Genomic DNA, 19,192 nt, shown 5'->3' on the forward strand with positions numbered 1-19,192 from the left:
ACGCCCACGTCCCTCGCATCGCGCGCATCTCCGGCGATATGCGTGGCGTTTCGCGTGAGGCAGGTGTGGCGCGATGATTTCGCCGTTGCGTCTGCTGATCTGCACACCTCGGTTTGCTCCGCAGGTGGGTGGAGCGGAAACCTGGACCCGCGAGATCGCCGCAGGCCTTGCGGCGCGCGGTCACGAGGTGCATGTCATCGCGCGCGCCGCGCCGGGGTGCGAGTCCGACGTCGCAGGGCCGGTGTCGGTGCATCGCGTCCACGGTGGTCGAGCCGCCTTCACGCGCGAGGTGGCGCGCGCGGTCTTGAGGATGCGTCCCGACGTTGTGCTCGCGCAGTACTCGGCGTTGCCGCCGGCGGTTGCGGCTGCGAGGCGCGCGCATGTTCCGTCGTTGGGCATCGTGCACGACGTCTATGGAGCGGCCGAGCGAATTCGCGTCAACGGTGTCGCCGGGGGCCTCGCGCGTCTGGTGGCTCTCGAGCGTGCTCCCGCGGTGCTTGCGCCCGATGGGTTTCTGGTTCCGAGCGCTGCGACGGGGCGGGGACTTGCTCGAATCGCGCGCGGGCGCCCGGTTGTCGTGGTTCCCGCCGGTGCGGATCACGTCGCCGCCTGCCGATCACCGGTTCGCGATTTCGCTCGCGTCGTATTCGTCGGGCGCCTGGTTCCGCAGAAGGGCGTGGAGGATCTGTTGCGCGCGATGCGCATTGTGCGCGCGCGCCGACCCGACGCGCATCTCACCGTGATCGGCGACGGCCCCGACGGCCCCAGACTACGCGCCCTAGCGGCGGATCTGGGAACCACGGTGGAGTTCGTCGGTCGCGTCCAGGACGCAGTGCTGGACGCGCTTGTGCGCGGTGCGGGTGTGCTCGCTCTTCCTTCGACGCGGGAAGGGTGGGGACTGGCGGTGACCGAGGCGGCGGCGCGCGGAGTCGCCTATGTCGCCTACGACGTCCCCGCGGTTCGCGAGCAGCACGCGCAACTTCGCGGCGGAGTGCTCGTCGAGCCGGACGCGCGCGCGCTCGCAGGCGTTCTGCTGGAGTTGCTCGACGACCCCGCGGCTACCGCCGCGCTGGGCGAGAGAGGGCGTATTGCGGCGGCCGGCCGCAAGTGGGCCGATGCTGCCGAAATCGTTGAGGGATCGATCGCTGCCGTGGCGGCGGGAAGAAGGAGGGCGTCATGAGGGTCCATCGTGCGCCGCATCAGGTGCTGCGCTACGCACCGGTGCTGCGGGTTTTGAGAGAACTACCGGCGGACGCGCGCGTGCTGGAGGTCGGATCGGGATCAGAGGGGATCGGCACGTGGTGGGATCGGCCGTTCATCGGAGTAGACCTCGCGTTCAGTCACCGCCCCATGCGCCACATGCGTGCGGTTGTTGCCGATGGGTTACGACTTCCCTTTCCCGACGGGTCTTTCGACGCGGTTGTGTGCGTCGCAGTGCTCACGCATGTCGTCGGCTGCCGGGAGGCTCTGCTCGATGAGTGTCTTCGCGTGTGCCGGGGGTCGGTCGTCGCGGTCACTCCGTGCGGCGAGGAAGCGGCACTCTCGGACCTTCGCAACGCGCAGTGGAGTGCGCGCGCCGGGCACCCGGTGCCTTCGTGGCTGGATGATCAGATCCGGTCGGGGCCGCCGACTTCCGCGAACATCCGCGAAATGCTGGGAGTTCACGGCGACCTCGTCGAGATTCCGACGATCTCCGTGGCGGCCCACGAGCGGCTGTTCCGCGCCGAGCAACGGATGCGGCGTGTGCGTGGAGCCATGACCTTGACTCAACCGCTGCTGCGCGCGTGGGGCAGGGTCGGACCCGCGTCGCGTGCGAACGACGGGCCGCCTTACGAGGTCTGCTTCGTCTTGAGACGCCAGCGGATCGTCTCGCCGCCGCGCCGTTCCTCGTAGTGGAGCATGCGGTCGATGACCGAGCCGCGTCCGAACAGCGGGATCTGACTTCGGTACGCGGCGCAAGCGTCTTGCTTGGCCCGCCGCGCGTGCTCGGAGGCCGTCACGGATACCCATTCCGCCCCGCCGTCGGCCGGCGCGCGCGGACGTCTCCACGGAATACGCCCGTGGAACACCGGGTAAGGCTGCTCCACATAAGACGCGAGGAACACGTCGTCGGGGCAGTGCGCGTTGATCAATGTCGCCAGACGTCGGTGATCGGGATGCGCGAGCGGGAATCCCGGCGTGTACACGATGTCGGCCGCGCGCACGATCGGTTCCAGCACGGTCCAGATTGTGTCGTCGTCGGGCCCCGGGTGGTATTGCTCGTCGGGGAAGGGAAGCCACACCGGCACCAGACTCAGGATGCGACAAGCTCGGCGGTCCTCTTCGCGGCGAACGCGCGCAGCCTCGCCCGCGGTGCGAAAGCCAGCTCGTCGGTCCCAGGGTCCGGCCGGCTGCGGGTCCTCGGGATCTCCGGCGAAGACCGTTACCAGCGAGACGTGCGCTCCGATGCTTGCAGCCGTGTGCAGACATGCCCCCAGGGAGAAGATTCCATCGTCCAGGTGTGGCGACAGCACCACGATGTGTCCGGTCGTGACGACCTTCATTCGACCTCACCTGCCCGCAAGCGGTGCGCGGCTTTCCGCGCCGAGGAGGGCTGCGCGCTGCGGAACTTGCGCATTCCCGCGCGCCGTCCGCGCCAGGCCGGCGCGATGCGGCGCATCATGTGCAGCGCTCGCCGCGGGTTGCGCGCGAACTCGACGAGCGCGCGCCCCGGTCCGGGAACCGATGCCGAGCCGATGGCGAATCCGTAGGCGAGCATCGCCACTCGTTGCGGTCCGCGAAGGTACTTCGCCAGCACGTAGGTTCGGTTGGCTGCCGATGCGCTTGCACCTGCGCCCTGGACGCGGGTGCCGAGGTCCGGGTCGCGGAACGAGGTGGTGTGGTGTTCGACGACCGCGTCCGGGGCATACCAAACCAGGTATCCGGCGCGACGCACGAACAGGCACGTGTCGAGGTCGTTGCATAGCGCGAGTCCGGCGTCGGTGTGGGAGAGCGCTTGATCGTGGTGCACCAGTTCCGCGCGAATCGCCATGTTCGATCCGGTAAGCCAATCGACCGGTCCTTCGCGCGCGCCCTCGCAGTGGTGCTTGTCAATGACGCGGCCGTACCAGGTGACCAGGCCGACTCGGCGCGCGCGCCCTTGCCGGCGTATTCCATCGACGTGATCGATCAGTCGTCCGCCGGCGGCGCCCACTGCGGGATCGTCGAAGGCCGGAGCAAGATGTTCCAGCCAGTCGGAGTGTGCGGTTGCGTCGTCGTCGAGGAAGGCGACGACCGCGTAACGTGCCGCGTGCGTTCCGGCGTTCAGTGCCGGCACGATCCCGGGTTGCTCGACGGAGACCCGACGCCGATGCGCCGGGTCCTCGCGCCACCACGTGTCGAGGAAGCGAGCGGTTTCGAAGTCCGTTTCCCGATAGACGCAGATGACTTCATCCGGTACGAGTGTTTGGCGAGCGAGGGCATCCAGGCAGCGTGCGAGCAAATGCACGCGACGGTAGGTCGGAACGACGACGGAGATCGACGGTGGCTCCGCCGAACGACCGGCGCGCGCGCGCAGAAGACGCGCCGGCGTCCGCAGCGCGAACAGCGACGCCACGTAGACGGCTGCCCCCGTCGAGACTGCCAGCGGAAGCGGCGCCGCGCGCAACGGCAACACTGCGAGCGTCATGACCGCGGTCGCACCGGCTGCAGGAAGTGCGTACCCTGCCCACCGCGCTCGTACGCCGTGGCGGCGCAGCGCCGCCGACGCCGCGATCGCAAGAAACGCTTCGGTGCCCAGCGTCGTCCACGCAGCCGCCTGAATACCCAAGCGCGGGACGACGACAAGGTTGGCGACAAGGTTGCCGGAGAACCCGATTGCAAGGATCTTGCCGGCCGTCTGCGGCCGGTCGCCCAGGACCACCGCGGCGATCAGTACCACGCCGGGGAAGGCGAACGGAAGTGCCCACAGCAACACGCGCAGCACTCCTGCGCCCTCGGCGTACCCGCTGCCGAATACCATCGGTACGATCTTGCCGCCGACGAGAGTTCCTCCGGCTGCAATCGGAACGCCCAGCAACAGCAGGGCGGCGGCCGATTGCTCCACGAATCGCCCGAAGCGCGCGCGATCCCGAAACGCGAGGTCCGAAAGCGTTCGATACACGGAGTTCGCGAAGATCAGCGGGAGCCACCCGAGCACCATGAAGAGCCGGTAGGCGGCGCCGTAGATCGCAGTGGGTCCGTCTCCCAGTGTGCTGCGGATCACCAGCGTGTCGGCGTAGTTCGCTCCGAAAAGGAACATCCCAACTGCGGCGAAAGGAAGGCTGGCGCGCGCGACGTAGCGGACCGCGCGCAGCGAAGGACGGATCCTCACCGTGACGTGCGGGCGCAACATCGTCCACGCCACGGGAACCGCGAGGAGCGCGGCGGCCGCCCCGGCTCCGGCAACGCCGACGATTCCCCACCCTGCCGCCACGGCGGCGAGCATGCCCGCCGTCGAGGTCACCGCGACGCCGATGGAGATCGCGGCCGACAACTCCATCCGTTCAATTGCCTGCATCGCCGAACGCAGCGCGCCGGAAGCGGCTGCGGCTCCGGACATCAGCGCCAGCAGCGCAGCGGCCGCGATGCCGTTGCTTCGAAAGCCCAGGCTCAGTCCCGCTACCGCGGCTATCCCTATTGCCAGTAGCGTGGTCAACGTCGTCAGGACGAGCACGTCCCCGACTAGGGCGCCCAAGCGATGCGGTTCGCGCGCGGCCTCGCGAACGAGGTACTCCGTGCCGCCCAATTGGTGAACCACGCGCACGATTGCGACGAGGGATACGGCGGCGACGTACAGGCCGAAGTCCGCCGGTGCGACGTTTCGTGCCAGAACTACTTGAGCGATGAAGCCGCCGACGCCGCCGGCGGCGTAGGCGATGCCGACGACGATCAGGTTCTTGCGGATCAGCCCCGCGCGCGGGATGGCGGGGTGCTCGATCGTTGCCGGACTACGCACGACGTGCCTCGAAGTCGTCCACTCGCAGTCGCTCGGGATCGGCGTACATCGAGTACCGGAGTCCGACGCGGCCCACCAGGAGTTGGTCGCGCGATGTGTCTACGCCCGAGATAGCCCAATTCGTGGGCTCGGGGTCCGTCGCCGGCCAAACACGCGCGCGCAGCAGTACGCCGTCCAGTGACGTCAGGGTTTCGGCGCGCATGCGATAGGCGACACCCGGGCGCATGACGAAGGGCGCCGTGCCCGTCGCGATGTTCCGGAACTGACCCCCCTCGGCGCGGAAGATCGAAAGCGTTGCTCTCTGACCCCTTTCCGGGAACAACTGAAACGCGTAGTAACTGCGCGAGTTCGATACCCGCGACACGAGTTGCCAGTGGTTGGACTTGTTGGTGGACTCGGGTGCCTGCAACACAAACGTCGCAGACAACTCGACGTCCTGTCCGGTGCGCGGTCCTACGACCAGCAAGCCTTTGGCGAGTTCGTTGGTTTGCACGATGCCCGTGCCGTCTTCGACGGTGAGGCGCGGGACTTGTCCTGCCGTGTTCAGCAGCGCCCAACGGTCATCGCCGTCGCCGCCCCATCCGTCGGAGGAGTCCCGGGTGAACGAATCGTTAACCCGCAGCGGGACGGCCCCGTCGTAGGCGATCTCCGACGCGGATCCGGAGTCCAGCACGAGGGGGTTGGCGACCGCGCGACGAAACGCTGTGAGCGCCGCCCGAGAGGATGCGATGCGCCAGTCGCGGATCGAGGAATCCCGTTTGTCGTACCAGATGAGCGCACGTAGTTTCGGGTAGGCGTCGAGCACTCGAGCGAACGTTGTGCGAATCCACTCGGACTTGTTGCCGCCGCGCTCGGGAGCGCCGGTTTCCATCAGTGCGATCGGCTTGTCGTAGCGGCTCAGTAGTGCATAGCGGGCACCGATGACATGCTCGATTCCTTTCCAAACCGAAAGCGGACTCGCGCGGCCCCAGTTGAATCCGCTGATGCCCGTCCAGTCCACGTAGGAGTCGCCCGGCCAGAATCGGCGCACGTCGTTTGCGGTGGTGTCGGGGACCGAGACGTGATTGACGCTCCAGATCCAGGTGACGTTGGTAGCGCCGACTTCGCGAAAGATGTCGTGTATGTGACGCCAAGCGGCGACAAAGCCCTCGGCCGAGTTGCCGTTGACCGTGATTCCCCACGGGTACCAGAAGCCGTCCATTTCGTGGAACGGTCGCAGCATGACGGGGCCGCCGTAGGCTCGGACCTGGCGCGCGTACTTGCGCACGTATGAGTCGAAGGCCCCGGCGGCGATGCGCGAGAGCCGGTACGCGGGCTGTTCGACGACCAAGTCGCCGAACTTGGAAGGCGGTCGCCAGGGTTCCCACGACACGACCGGTACGATGCCGCGTCCATCCAGCCAGGCTGCCTCTTGCGCGGGGAAGTCCGGCCTCTCGTCCCACTCCTGGTACCACATCAGCAGCGCCGGGGCGCTGCCGACTTCGTTCTCGAGTCCGGTGACCAGGCTGTGCCGGTAGGGCGCTCCGGCCCGATAGGCGCCCCAGTACAAGGTTCCTCCTGCGGGCGCGCGCACCCGACCGGCGCGAATACGCGCTGAGGCCGCGGGTCGGCCCGGTCCCGGCGGTTCGTCGGCGGCCGGGGCCGCGCCTGCCGCACGCTCCAGCGCGCGCGAGGTGCTGAGGGTATGTCCGAGCAAGCCGCCGCCGGCGACCGCCACGACGACCGCCATCACTCCGGCAGCGCGCCGGATGATTGTCGACATGCTCCCAGTGTCCGGCGCTACCCCGGGCGGAATCTATGCGATATCTGGCCCATCTTGAAGACGGAAACCGTGTTCTGCCTGAATCGGGCGTAGGCTTGTTGCGATGAGCGTCGACGAGTCGTCGATCGCGGGGCATCGAGTGCTCCCGCATACCGCCGACGTCATGATCGAGGCGTGGGGGCTCACCAGGGTGTCGTGCATGGAGGAGGCTGTTCGCGGACTCGTCGAGGCGTTTGCCGATGTCTCCGACGTCTCGGCGACGGAGCCGCTGCCGGTTTCGATCGACCCCGGACAGGACGACGAGATGTTCGTCGCCCTTCTCGAGGAAGCCGTCTACATCGTGGACGTCTTCGGTTCGGTTCCGGTCGGCGTGACCGTCGAGGAGACCGAGATGGGTGGACTCGCCGGGTTCTTCGACGTTGCTCCGGCCGCGCGCGTACGCGTCGTCGGGGCTGTGCCCAAAGCCGTTTCACGCTCGGGTCTCGCGGTTGCTTGCGACGCCGACGGCTGGAAGTGCCGCGCGACGATCGACGTGTAAGGCGAGTCAGCCTTTGACGACACCCAGGGGACGTAGTCGCGCGACGCGCGCGCACAGCCCCGCGCGCTCGCACGTCGCGACGACTTCGTCCACGTCCTTGTAGGCGAAGGGCGCTTCTTCGGCCAACTCGCGCAGCGATGACGCGCGCACTCGAATGCCGGCGGCCTCCAGCTCGTCGCGCAGGTCGGCACCATGCACCCGTCGCTTGGCGGCGTGACGGCTCATCGCGCGTCCGGCTCCGTGGCATGTGGAGTAGAAGGCACCGCCGCCGGCAACGCCGGCGAGCACGTAGGAAGCAGTTCCCATCGAGCCCGGGATCAGCACCGGCTGGCCGGTTGCGGCGAACTCCCGGGGCAGGTCGGAATGCCCGGGAGGCAGCGCGCGTGTCGCGCCCTTTCGGTGCACGCACAGCAGCCGGGGTCCGAGATCGGTGTCGTGGGTTTCGAGCTTGGCGAGATTGTGCGAGACGTCGTAGAGCAACCGCAGCGCGCGTGATCCCGCCGTTTTCGCGAAGGCGTCGCGCGCGGCCTCGGAGAGCAACTGGCGGTTCGCGCGTCCGTAGTTGGCCGCCGCGGCCATCGCGCCGAGGTACGCGAGCCCTTCCGGCGAGCGCACCGGCGCGCACGCGAGTTGTTTGTCGGGCACGGTAATGCCATAGCGGGACATCGCCCCGACCATGACTCGGACGTGGTCCGAGCAGATCTGGTGACCGAGTCCGCGCGATCCGCAGTGGATCATCACGCACACACGTCCGGGCGTCAGGCCGAAGACCTCTGCCGCGCGCGCGTCGTAGATTTCGTCTACGCGCTGCACCTCCACGAAGTGGTTCCCGGATCCGAGGCTGCCGACTTGGCCCAGCCCACGTTCGCGCGCGCGTTTTCCGACCGCGTCGGGGTCGGCGTCGGCAACGGCGCCGCCGTCCTCGCACCGCTCGAGGTCGCCGGGTTCTCCGAACCCCTGTTCCACCGCGTATCGAGATCCGCCCAGCAAGATTCGCGTGAGTTCGGCATCGTCGCGGAGGTTCCAGACGCCGCCTTGGCCGAGCCCCCTTGGGATTGCGGCGTCGAGTGCGTCCATAAGTGCGGGCATTACCGGAGCGATCTCGTGCGCGTCGATCTCGGACACCAGTAACCTGACGCCGCACGAGATGTCGAAGCCGACGCCCCCGGGTGAGACGACGCCGCCCGCTTCGACGTCGGTCGCCGCCACGCCTCCGATCGGAAAGCCGTACCCCCAGTGCACGTCGGGCATCGCATATGAGGCGCCGACGATCCCCGGCAGCGTCGCGACGTTGGCCACTTGCGTCAGCGACTCATCGGCGGCGACGTCCGGCATCAGGGCGCGCGACGCGAACACGATTCCGGGAACTCGCATCGGGCCTCGTTGCTCGATGCGCCATCGCACCGGCGTTTCCTCGACGAGTTCAAGACGGCCGGGGGAGTGGCCGGGTTTTGCCGGCGCGCGCGCGGCTTCGTCGAGCAATGCGATCACTTCCTCGTCGGAGGTTTGGGTGAAGTCGTCATACCACGTCCCGATTGCGACGAGATGTTCCGGTGTCTCAAGTGCGACGACGAGGTCTACCTCGCCCGCCAGCGCGCGCACTGCGGCGGGCGCCGCGACCGGAACTGCCAGCACGATCTTTCCGGCCCGGCGTTCTCGCAGGACGCGCACCGCGGCGGTTGCAGTTGCCCCGGTGGCCAGGCCGTCGTCGGTGAGGATGATCGTGCGTCCTTCCACGGGTTCCGGCGCGCGCACCTCGCGGAAACGGGCGACGCGCCGTTCAACCTCGCGCAACTCAAGGTCGAGAAGGCGTTCGATTTCGGAGGCCGCGACGCCCAGTTGAGCGACGACCGCCTGATTGAACACGGTGACGCCGCCTTCTCCGACTGCGCCGACGGCGAGTTCAGGTTGTGAAGGGGCGCCCAGCTTTCGCACGACGATCACGTCGAGTGGCGCGCGCAACGCCATCGCGATCTCGAATCCGATCGGAACTCCTCCGCGAGGAAGCGCCAGAATGAGTGGGCGTTTCAGGGTCAGCTCACGCAGCCGTTCCGCAAGCCGCGCGCCGGCGTCGCGACGATCCTTGAACGGCATACCCGCCTCTTCCTTCGTCTTTCCGTCGAGCGACAGTGCCCTACGCGGCCGGGGAGAACCGCAACATTGCGCCGATCGAGGTTCCCGGCAGCCCGTTCGCCGGCGACACGTGCCTCACCTTCCCTCCTTCTCGCAGGGTTGCCTCGGCGACCTCGTCAATGATGTCGGGCGTCGCCCGCGTCGCCGCGCCGCACATCTCGCAGCGGTCGCCCCACAACCCGAGCCACCGGCATCTCTCGCAGACCGTCCCCGGAGCGGTGAACTGCGACTCGACGAGCAACAGATTGATCGCCTTTGCGTTTGCCGCCTGCAGCGTGCCGGCCAACCCCATGGCCGCATGTCCGCCGGAATCCGCAGTGGCGCTCAAGCGCGCGCAGAGGTCTCGCTGCCGGTGCGCCTCGAAGTCGTCTTGCAGGCGCCGGCACGCCGCATGCACCGTCGCCGGGGTCATCGTCCCGGGATCAACGACGAACGTGCCGGCGATGGCTTCGCGCAGCGGGACCGGCAGGAACGGGACGAGCGCGTCGGAGGCTTCCCGGTGTCCGCCGATCATCAGCAGCTCAAGGTCGCTGCTCGCGAACAGATCTGTGATGGCCTTCGCAGTCTCGCGGTAGTGGCGGTGCGACAGCTCTTGCGCGCGCCGTTGTGTTCCGTATTCCGCCAGTCCATACCACCCGGCGTAGTTGTTCTTGCGTTGGACTTCTTCCTCGACGATGCCTCGCTCTTCGATTGAGTCCATGAATGACTCGTACAGCCACGAGCGCCGCTGATCGACGACCACGACACAGCAGTAATGGAACTCATCGAGCATCGCATCGAGCGGTCGCAAATACGGAGCAGCGTTGGCGATCGCGACGTCCCAGCCGGTGCGCGGCAGGCTCAGGTAGTCGAAGAACCCTGCGCCGCTGGAGGCGAACATCGCGACGCCGTGGCCCAGGTCGGCCTCGATGCGTTTCTCGGAGCCAAGGATCGCCTCAACGTCGTCGCGCAGTGAGTTCGCGAAGGCACGTTGGACGTTGGGGGCTTCGATCAGCGCGCGCACGGGTTTGAGCATGTCCTTCAGACGCGGCCGAATCGACCGCAACTCGCGGATGTCGGGGTTGAGGTTGATGTACACCGACACGACCGGGGAACCGTTCCCCTCGAACTTGCGCAGGCGATCAACGGTGTGGCGGCTGAGCATTGCCCCCTCCTTTGGTCGTCGACTCCGTGAGCAGCTAGGCCGTGCGTCCGTGTTGGCCGGCGCGCGCGGCGGGCTTGCGGCCGACCGAGGGACGCGTGGATCCGGCCGACAGTCCGATGTGCAGTCGTGACTCGACGGCGGATACGCCCGAGATCGAGGTGACGGCTTCGGTGATCGCACGCTCCTCGTCGGCGTTGCCGATAGCGCCGTGGAGCACCGCCTTGTGGTCGAACACCGTGACGTGCACTCGCGGGATGTCGAGCCGCTTCTCGATGGGACCGAGCGTGGAGCGGATACGGTCGGCAAGGATGTCGTCGCCCACGTCCGGCGCGGGGTGCTTCCCGCTGACGCGGTACTCGATTCCGCGGAGTCGCCCCACGGCGTGTCGCCCGGACCGCCGCGCTCGATTCACCGCCGAGCGGGCACTTCGGTGCGCGCTGGTTCCAGGTTTGAGCAGAACCCGGGCGATGATCCCGGCCGCTGTGAGCGCGCCTGCGGCTAGTGCCGCAAAACGCGCGCGCTGCGTTCGGGGGGATGAAGATGGTTCGCTCCCGGGCGTAGGCGACCCGGAATCGGGTGTCGGTCTGCGGCGCGCCATGATGCCTCGCCTCCCTCTGTTCGCGACCCCACCATTGTGCGCCTCGACCACAAGGTCCCGCTACGCCGGACCCGGGCTTAGCGTACCTGTGCCATGGTCGCGTGCCGGGGGTGCGCCCGATCCGTCCGGAAGATCCTTCCCGGTGCGAAAGGGCAAGACCGAAATCCTCCGCACACGCAACAGACCGAGACGGGACCGGTTGCCTCTCAAGTGCAAGGCCCTTACACTCAGAGGCACCCGGAGGTGAACATGGCGACGGAAACGGTTGGGTTTGCGATCGAGGAGGGGGACCGCCCCCGGCTCGACCATCTGGTCGGCCGATTCGGCGGCGGGAACCGCAGTCAGTTTCTACGGGTGGCGATGTCCTACATGGAGGCGGCGGACCGCGCCGAACGCCTCCGGGCTCTCCAGGCATATGGTGCGGAGAAATCGGCCGCGCGCGCCCTCTCGGTTTCCGACATCGAAGCCGTCGTCAACCGAGTCCTCAACAAGCCGGCGAAGAAGTCGAAGAAGTGATCGCCGGCGCGCCGGCGCCGAAGGCCGTCGTCTTCGACGTCAATGTCTTTGTCGGAGCCGTCGTCGGGGGGAACTCCCCGTTCCGGTCGTGGCCGAGTCCGCCGCCTGTTTCCGGCAACCCGTTCGCGGACTGCGTCGGCATCGCCAACGACGCGCGCGAGTTCTCCCTGTGGCTCAGTGAGCACATCCTCTTCAACGTCGTACGCGTCCTGTGCGCTCCGAACGGGTTTGGGTGGGACCTCGAACGCGCCGAGGAGTATGCCGAGATCCTGGTGGAGATCGCGGATGCCTCAGGCGGAGGTGTTGTCGATCCGGAGGTCGGGGTCTCCGACTGCCCGGATCACGAGGACAACCGGATCCTGGAAGCGGCGCTCGCCGTCGGAGCGGATCTGATCGTGTCCGAAGACGCGGACCTTACTGAGATGTCCCCCTGGAGGGGAATCCCGGTTATTCGCCCGCACGAGTTCGCGTCCAGGGCCGACGCCGCGCGCCGCGCGGTGCGCAGGCCCGGCGAGCGTCGTCGTCGTTCGTAGACGTCGTCTTCGCGCGACCCGATGCCCTGCCGAGTGGAGCTACTTCTTCTTGGCTTTCCCTGCACCTTCGAGGAAGACCGAGCGCAACAGATCTCGGCGCTCGAGCAACTCGCGCGCGGGACCGCTGAACCGCACCTCGCCCTTCTCCATGAAGTACGCGCGATCGGCGAGCGTGAGGGCGATGTTCACCGATTGTTCGACGAGCACGATCGTGACGCCCGCCGCGCTCATCCGGCGCACGGCCTCCAGCAATTCCGCTACGACCGTGGGCGCCAGCCCGAGGGACAACTCGTCGATCAGCAACAGCTTCGGCTCCAGCATGAACGACTGCGCCAGGGTGAGCATCTGGCGTTCGCCACCCGAGAGCGATCCCGCTTTCTGCGTCAGGCGCTCCGCGAGGCGGGGGAAGAGCGTGTAGATCTCCTCGAGTCGCTGCGCGACTTTGCGTTTGTCGCGGCGAATCATGAAGCTGCCCATCTTGAGGTTGTCCTCGACGGTCAGGCCGGGGAAGATCCCTCGCCCGCCGGGCACCTGCAGAATGCCGCGCGCCACGGTTCGCTCGGGAGGCTCGCCGACGATGGGCTCGCCTTCGAACCACACGTTCCCGCCGTCGGGTTCCACCACACCCGAAATCGCATTGAGCGTCGTCGACTTCCCGGCTCCGTTGGTCCCCAGAAGCGCGACGACTTCACCGCGCCGGATCTCGATGTCGACGCCGAACAGCACCTGAACGCCGCTGTAGGAGACGGTCAAGCCGCGCGTTTCGAGCAGGATGGGCCCTTGGCCGACGGCCGCCTCGCGCGCGCGCGCCGCGACCTCGGGGTTCAGCCGAGCCACGTCGTTGTCGAGATAGCGCGCCGCCTTGAAGAAATAGAAGATGCCGTAGATGAAGATCGGTGCCATCGCCCCGATCCCCAGTCGCTTGTTCGCATCGCCGAGCGCAAAGCCGACCAACGCGAAGGCGGTTCCCCCGAGCGCTACCAAGCCGCTGAGCGCGATGGCCGTCGAGCGCATCTCCGGCGGGGCGACGATCGCAGTGATCGAGAACAAGCCCGGTGTGACGAAAGCGATCACGCACAGCACGACCCAGATCAGAGCGATCTCGAGCGGAAGACGAGGCGCTAGAGCCATCCCAAGCAGAGCGGTACCCGCGACCAGGCCGGCCTTGCCAAGCAAGCGCAAGCCTTCGCTCGGACGGATGTTGATCTTCTCTTGAACGATCTTGGTGCCGATCAGGGTGGCGATCGCCGAGATGGCGGTCCCGGTCCCCAGAAGCAAACCTCGCAGGCCTACCTTGACGCCGAAGTCCTCTTCGAGGAAAAACGGAATGAGCACGCTGACGCCGAGCATCGAGCCACTCGCGAACGCAAGGCCGATCCATTGGTAGCGCAGGGAGCGGATCGCCCAGAGCCGGCGGATGGTCGGACGGAACGGCGGCGGCTTTGGCGCCTCGACCACTTCGAAGCGGCCGCGCTCGGGCTCGGCCAATCGCGTGGCCATGATGATGGCGATGACCGTCGGGATCGTCAGGACGAAGAAGGCAGCGCGCCAGCCCCAGAACTGCGCAACCAAGCCGGCGAGGACGGCCCCGATCGACGCGCCGAGCGGGTTGGCGAGGGAGTGAATGCCGAAGGCCTTGGTCCGTGTGTGCGGAGAGTAGAACTCGGCGATAAGGCTGCCGTGCACCGGTTCGTTCACTCGGCGCCCGAAGCCCGAGACGACGCGGGCCGCCACCAGCGCCGTCAGCGCGGGAGCGAGCCCCGTCGCGAGTGACGCGAGTCCCCACGCGCTCGCGCTGGCGATCGCAAGAGGCATGCGCCGCCAGCGGTCGGATACATAGGAAACCGGGAGTGCGATCAGCGGCGCGAAGATCAGCACCAGCACGATGATCGACCCGAAGGCTCCGACGCCGACGCCGAATGACTTCGCGATTTCCGGTCCGAGGATGTCGAACGTGCGCGTGTCGAATTCGTCGACGGCGTTGAGGGCGAACAGCACGATGATCGGGAAGAGCGCCTGACCCTCGAAGTACGAGGATGCGAAGGAGAGTAGTCGTTTCGGTCCTCGGATAGCGCTCACGATTTCACCACCTGGGCGGTCGCCTCGATGCTTGAAACCGGAACGACTTTCGGTCTCGGGTCGATGCCGGTGACCGCGCGCGCAACCATGTCACGCAAGACGTACATCCCGCGCGCCAACCCGCCGGGAACGAAGTTCAACAGCAGGAGCAGCCCAAAGCCGGTTGTTAGAAGACTCACGTAGGAGGCGTACTGCCCTGCGAAGTACGGAAGGAGCCGGAAGTACATTGCCCCCACGATCGCGCCGGGGATCGAGCCGAGTCCGCCGATCACGACCGCTGCGACAATCGTCAGTGAGCGTACCGGCGGAAACACCGTGCCGTCTGCGTGCTCGATACCGAGGGACCACAAGTAACCGGCGGCTGCGGCAATCGCCCCCGAGAGCGCGAACGCCGTCAACTTAGCGCGCACGATGCTGACGCCGAATGATGCGGCCTGCGCAGGGTTGTCTCGAGATGCAACGATGCTTCGCCACACGCGTGACCGCTGCAGCGCATACGTCAGCACGACCACCCCACTCAGGAATGTCACCGCGATCGCGTAGTACACGGGCTGGGTCATGTAGGCGGGTCGATGCAGGAACCCGCCTCCACTGAACCAGCTCTGGTCGAACAACCACGAAGCCGCGAACACGGCGAATCCCAAAGTTACCGCCGCCAGCGCCGAACCCTCGAGGCGAAGCGCTGGCAAGCCGATTGCGACCGCAACTGCCGCTCCTGCGATGGCCACCAAAACGAGCGTGACCCACAGGTTGACGTGGTGTATCTCCACCAGTCGCGACCCGAGCACCCCGCCGACTCCAGCGAAGGCCCAGTGCCCGAGCGACATCTGCCCGGCCCATCCGGTCAGCACGGTCATCGATACGGCGACCGCGGCCACCAGTAGCACCGATCCGAGGAAGAACGTCGATGAGGGTCCAATCAGGAACGGCAAAGCGATGACAGTGAACAACCCCGCCGTCGCGATGATCCGGCGAGTGAGTTGCCAATGGGCGTGCGCGGTGATCTCGACGGGGAGCGGGCGCAGCGGTTCACCGGCTTCCCAGGTCGAGGTGTCGGTTTCCCCCGCGCGTCCCGAACCGCGTCGCCGCACAAGCAACACAGTGAGCACGACGAGGAACAGGATGACATCGGTAAGTCCTGAGCGCTGCGTCGTGTAGAACAGGACGCGGTCGATGATCCCGATGCCGAGACCGGCCCAGAACGCCACCCCGACCGATTCCATTCGCCCAACCATCGCGGCGGCCAACCCGCGCATCAACGTCGTCAGTCCTACCGCCTCGGTGGCGGAGAAGCCGATGATCGGCGCGAGCAGGATCGCAGCGATCGCGGAGAGCAAACCGGCGATGACCCACGCGAGCGTTGACACCCGGCGAACCGGAATTCCCAGCAGGCGCGCGCGCTGAGCGTTCTCGGCTGCGGCCCGCAACGCGACGCCGTACGGAGACCAACGCAAGAACGCAAACAGTGCAAGGACGGCCAGCGGCCCAACGATTAGAACCAGCAGGTGACCCGGTCCGATGATGATGCGACCGATGTGCCACGCTTGGAAGTGGAACGGAAGCGGGAATTGCGAGCCCCCGCCTGCGAGGACCGATTGTCCCGCGGATGTCGTGGGCTTCGGGATGACCAAACGCAGCACGATGATGATTTGCGCGACACCGATTGTGGCGAGCATCAAGATCAGCCGCGGTCCGCCGAACAGCCGCCGTAACATCACTCGCTCGACCACAGCCGCGAGCACGCACGTCGCCAGCAAGCTCGTCCCCAGCGACGCCCAGTAGTTCCAATGTGCATTGGCCGACAGCGCGAACATCATGGAGACGGCGAACGCGCCGAGTTCGCCGTGCGCAAGGTTGATCACGCGGTTTGCCTTGTAGATCAAGACCAAACCGACGGCCAGGAGTGCGTTGGCCATGCCGATGACGGCGCCGGCTAGAACGATGTCCACGCGTACTCCTTAACGGCCTCGACGGTGGAACCGTTCCGGTGGGTCACTGTGCATTCTTGAAAGTGCCCTCGAGGTTCTCGCATCCACCGTCGTTCGCCTTGAACGTGCGGTAGTAGCAGGGGTACTTCGGGAAGGTGTACTTGTTCTGGGAAGAGTCATAGTCGGCGATGGTGTAGTAGCTGAAGCCGCGCGTCTTGAATGGACCCGAAGCTTTGCGGATGTTGAAGTCCATCGGCACGGTCGCGTCGTAGAAGAAGTCCCCCTGGATCTCGGACGCGCCGAGCATGAGCGTGTTGGCATTCAGCGTTCCGGTGAGCTTGATGGCGCGCCGCATCATCTCGGTGCCTGTGAGGAACTGTGCGCACACGATGTTGACTGCGGCCGAGGTGCTCAACCCGTCGTTCGGGTAGTACTTCTCGTAGATCTTCTTGCAGTTGCCTTCCTTCGGATGCTTGCCCGAAGGAACCCGGTATGACAACCCGATCGCGTTGTTCCACTCGGCCTTGTTCATCAGCGAGGAAATGGTGTCGTCGTCGATGCCGTAGGTGCGTGATGTAAAGGTCCACGTCGGCATCCACCCGTGCTGGAACGCGGCGTCGGTCATGAAGATCAATCCGATCGGGTTGCCGGCCATGAAGAACACCTGGTCGCATCCCTTGCTTTGCGCACTCGTGACGATGTCGTCGGACTGCTGCTGCGCCGTTGAGACGTCGTCCTTGAACACGTAGATGCGATCGCCGAACGAGAGTCCCTGCTTCGTCATCTGCTGCTTGAGGATCTTCTCGGAGGTGTCGAAGTCGCCCGCGGCGCCCTTCTCGATGCGGATCAGGCACGGCTTGTGTTCCGCGCTCTTGAGTTGATAGCGCGCGAAGGTTGCCCATGCTTCGTACGTTGGTTCCTCCGGTTCGAGCAACTGAAGACCGTTCGCGCCGTAGCGCGCCAGCGACGCCGGATCGTCGCGACCTCCGAATACGGGAAGGTGTCGCTGGATCAGATAGTCGGACTCGACGTGGAGTCCCGGCATCGCGAAGAAGACCTTGTCTTGCTCCAACATCTGCACGGCTGCCGCGACGTTCTTCTCGGGGCAGCCGGAGCCGCCGTCGTCGACGATGACCGGCTTGAACTCGAGGCCTTGGATCCCGCCGGTGGAGTTGATGTGCTTGGTGAATGCGGTGATTGCCTTCTTCGGATCGCCGGCGGCGTTTGCGTAGGCGGCGTTCAACGCCGCAGCATCGCCGCAGTCCGCCACGTTGTACGACATGCCTACCTTAACTTGCTTGTTCGTAATGCCTTGAGTGATCAGGCCGAAGTCGGGAACGCTCGATGCGGGGACCGACGGCTTCACGTCTTTGAAGCGGATGCCGCCCTTGTCTCCACCTGTCGGCGATACGATCCCCGATGGCGCCTTGGTGCCGGTGGCACCGGACGTGGGGCCGGTCGATGCGGTCCCGGTTCCGGTGGGAGCAGGGTTGGTTACGTTGGAGGGCGCGGCCAACGGGGATCCGCTCGGCTTGGAGCCGGTGGGACCCACCATCGAGAGGCCGACGATGAGCAGCAAGGCGTTTGCCGCCACCAGAACCCGGATGCCGGTTTGGCTCTCCAATGCGGAACGGATGTTCTTGTTCATCGGTGCCTCCAGCTAGCCCGTTGGCGGTGACGCCGGCGTTTCTGCGTCCCGATACCCTTCGTGCCGCGCGCCGTCGACCCTGGGTGCGACCGGACGGAGAATATGGCAATTATAGATACAAACCCGGCGCCTGGGCAAGATCACGAGCTCTCCGATCGCTTCTTGCGCGGAGCACGCTTTGGCTTGGGTGCGTCGGCCGCGGCATTGTCCGAGCGGTTGATCGCCGCCGGGTCCGCCCCCAGGTAAGAGCGGATTACCTCAGGATGATGTACGACGTCGTCGGGGTTGCCCACAGCGACGACTTGTCCCGTCTCTAGTGCATAGACGCGGTCGGCCAGCCCGAGCAACAAGGGCATATCGTGCTCGATCAGCACCATCGCACATCCGGTGGATTCCCTGATCCGCCGGAGGAGACCCCCAAGCGCCTCGGCCTCGCGTTGCGCGATACCGGACGACGGCTCGTCGAGCAGTACGACGATGGGGTTCTGCGCGATCACGCACGCGAGGTCGACGATGCGTCGCGTGCCGGTGGAAAGCTCGCGTACGAGTTTGTCGCGGTATGCGCTCAGGCTCATCGACTCGATCAGATCGAGCGCAAGGCGGGTGGAGGCTTGCTGCGAGCGCGTTGCTCCGCGCGCCAGGTCGCACGCGACCCGAAGAGCATCCAACACCGTCATCGTCGGGAAGAGCCGCGCGTCCTGGAAACTCCGTCCCAGGCCCGCCGCCGCGCGCCGGTGGGGTTGCACGCCCGTGAGCATGTTCCCGGCGACCCAAACGTCACCGTCGCACGCTAGGAATCCACTGAGGCAGTCGAACAAGGTCGTCTTGCCTGCGCCGTTCGGTCCGATGATTCCGACGATCTCGCCCGGCGCGACGTCCAGGTCCACGTCGTCCAACGCGCGCAGCCCGCCGAAGGAAACGCCGATTCCCCGCGCGGCGAGCGCGAGCGTGGGTGCGGCCTCACTTGTTTGGGTCATGGCAACGGTCTGGGAGGCAGTTCCGGTTCGGGGCGGGCTCACTGTCGGGGTCATCGTCAGTGTGTAGTAGCGGAACATGGCATGCGGAAGCAAATGCTTCCCGACCGAGCGGCGGGGGGACCGGAAGGGCAGAGGCGCGGGCTCATCTCTAATTGGGAGTGTATTAATACTTTCTAGGACGCGCCAGTGCCGCGGCCCGGCGTTTTGTTGGGAAGAGCGGTTCTACTGAAAGATCTGATTGCCGCTCCCGACCCTGCGCCGCGCGCCCCGACCCTGCGCCGCGCGCCCCGACCCTGCGCCGCGCGCCCCGACCTTGCGCCGTGCGCCCCGACCCTGCGCCGTGCGCCCCGACCCTGCGCCG

15 protein-coding genes and 1 pseudogene are annotated in these 19,192 nt (G+C 66.6%); 5 read left to right on the forward strand and 11 right to left on the reverse strand.

Features of this window, described 5'->3' with window-relative positions:
• Positions 1-73 precede the first annotated feature (73 nt).
• Together WDA27_12575 and WDA27_12580 are read left to right on the forward strand one after the other, a co-directional pair.
• A complete protein-coding gene (locus WDA27_12575; GenBank protein ID MFA5891767.1) occupies positions 74-1,180 on the forward strand; it encodes a glycosyltransferase family 4 protein in 1,107 nt (368 codons plus the stop codon).
• Positions 1,177-1,893 carry a class I SAM-dependent methyltransferase gene (locus tag WDA27_12580; protein ID MFA5891768.1) on the forward strand — a complete coding sequence of 239 codons (717 nt, stop codon included), beginning with the start codon at positions 1,177-1,179 and terminating at the stop codon, positions 1,891-1,893. The genes WDA27_12575 and WDA27_12580 overlap by 4 nt, the downstream gene beginning before the upstream one ends.
• On the opposite strand, the gene WDA27_12585 is transcribed toward WDA27_12580, so the two are convergent.
• Genes WDA27_12585 through WDA27_12595 form a run of 3 tightly spaced genes read right to left on the reverse strand, consistent with a single transcriptional unit; the run spans position 1,830 to position 6,737 of the window.
• Positions 1,830-2,543 (reverse strand): PIG-L family deacetylase, encoded by a 714-nt coding sequence (locus WDA27_12585; GenBank protein ID MFA5891769.1) that lies wholly within the window; start codon positions 2,541-2,543, stop codon positions 1,830-1,832. The two genes, WDA27_12580 and WDA27_12585, sit on opposite strands and share 64 nt — an antisense overlap.
• The gene (locus WDA27_12590) at positions 2,540-4,975 is read right to left on the reverse strand and encodes a glycosyltransferase (protein ID MFA5891770.1); all 2,436 of its coding nucleotides are present in this window, start codon (positions 4,973-4,975) and stop codon (positions 2,540-2,542) included. Before WDA27_12590 ends, WDA27_12585 begins: the two co-directional genes overlap by 4 nt.
• Positions 4,968-6,737 carry a glycosyl hydrolase gene (locus WDA27_12595; GenBank protein MFA5891771.1) on the reverse strand — a complete coding sequence of 590 codons (1,770 nt, stop codon included), beginning with the start codon at positions 6,735-6,737 and terminating at the stop codon, positions 4,968-4,970. The genes WDA27_12590 and WDA27_12595 overlap by 8 nt, the downstream gene beginning before the upstream one ends.
• 103 nt (positions 6,738-6,840) lie before the next feature.
• On the opposite strand from WDA27_12595, the gene WDA27_12600 reads away from it, so the two are divergent.
• Complete coding sequence (locus WDA27_12600; GenBank protein ID MFA5891772.1) at positions 6,841-7,275, forward strand: archease; 435 nt, start codon at positions 6,841-6,843, stop codon at positions 7,273-7,275.
• Between the two features lie 6 nt (positions 7,276-7,281).
• On the opposite strand, the gene WDA27_12605 is transcribed toward WDA27_12600, so the two are convergent.
• The 4 genes and pseudogenes from WDA27_12605 to WDA27_12620 form a co-directional block, all read right to left on the reverse strand.
• Positions 7,282-8,649 carry an RtcB family protein gene (locus WDA27_12605; GenBank protein MFA5891773.1) on the reverse strand — a complete coding sequence of 456 codons (1,368 nt, stop codon included), beginning with the start codon at positions 8,647-8,649 and terminating at the stop codon, positions 7,282-7,284.
• Between the two features lie 216 nt (positions 8,650-8,865).
• Positions 8,866-9,369: pseudogene (locus WDA27_12610) on the reverse strand (phosphoribosyltransferase family protein).
• A 40-nt stretch (positions 9,370-9,409) separates the two neighbouring features.
• A complete protein-coding gene (locus tag WDA27_12615; protein MFA5891774.1) occupies positions 9,410-10,552 on the reverse strand; it encodes a hypothetical protein in 1,143 nt (380 codons plus the stop codon).
• 34 nt (positions 10,553-10,586) lie between these two features.
• Positions 10,587-10,931 carry a BON domain-containing protein gene (locus WDA27_12620; GenBank protein ID MFA5891775.1) on the reverse strand — a complete coding sequence of 115 codons (345 nt, stop codon included), beginning with the start codon at positions 10,929-10,931 and terminating at the stop codon, positions 10,587-10,589.
• Between the two features lie 468 nt (positions 10,932-11,399).
• Here WDA27_12620 and WDA27_12625 point away from each other — a divergent pair, with 468 nt between their 5' ends.
• Together WDA27_12625 and WDA27_12630 are read left to right on the forward strand one after the other, a co-directional pair.
• Positions 11,400-11,666, forward strand: a complete 267-nt coding sequence (locus WDA27_12625) for a hypothetical protein (protein ID MFA5891776.1) — start codon at positions 11,400-11,402, stop codon at positions 11,664-11,666.
• Entirely contained in the window at positions 11,663-12,199 is a 537-nt protein-coding gene (locus WDA27_12630) for a PIN domain-containing protein (protein ID MFA5891777.1), read from the forward strand. Before WDA27_12625 ends, WDA27_12630 begins: the two co-directional genes overlap by 4 nt.
• Before the next feature lie 39 nt (positions 12,200-12,238).
• Here the strand turns inward: WDA27_12630 and WDA27_12635 are convergent, their stop codons facing one another.
• The 4 genes from WDA27_12635 to WDA27_12650 form a co-directional block, all read right to left on the reverse strand.
• Positions 12,239-14,278, reverse strand: coding sequence for an MFS transporter (locus WDA27_12635; GenBank protein ID MFA5891778.1), 2,040 nt, complete (start codon positions 14,276-14,278; stop codon positions 12,239-12,241).
• Positions 14,275-16,227, reverse strand: coding sequence for an ABC transporter permease (locus WDA27_12640; protein MFA5891779.1), 1,953 nt, complete (start codon positions 16,225-16,227; stop codon positions 14,275-14,277). The genes WDA27_12635 and WDA27_12640 overlap by 4 nt, the downstream gene beginning before the upstream one ends.
• A gap of 43 nt (positions 16,228-16,270) precedes the next feature.
• Positions 16,271-17,854, reverse strand: a complete 1,584-nt coding sequence (locus WDA27_12645; GenBank protein MFA5891780.1) for an ABC transporter substrate-binding protein — start codon at positions 17,852-17,854, stop codon at positions 16,271-16,273.
• A gap of 140 nt (positions 17,855-17,994) precedes the next feature.
• Positions 17,995-18,873 (reverse strand): ABC transporter ATP-binding protein, encoded by an 879-nt coding sequence (locus WDA27_12650; protein MFA5891781.1) that lies wholly within the window; start codon positions 18,871-18,873, stop codon positions 17,995-17,997.
• Between the last annotated feature and the right edge of the window lie 319 nt (positions 18,874-19,192).

Source organism: Actinomycetota bacterium (assembly GCA_041658565.1).
Classification (GTDB): domain Bacteria; phylum Actinomycetota; class AC-67; order AC-67; family AC-67; genus JBAZZY01.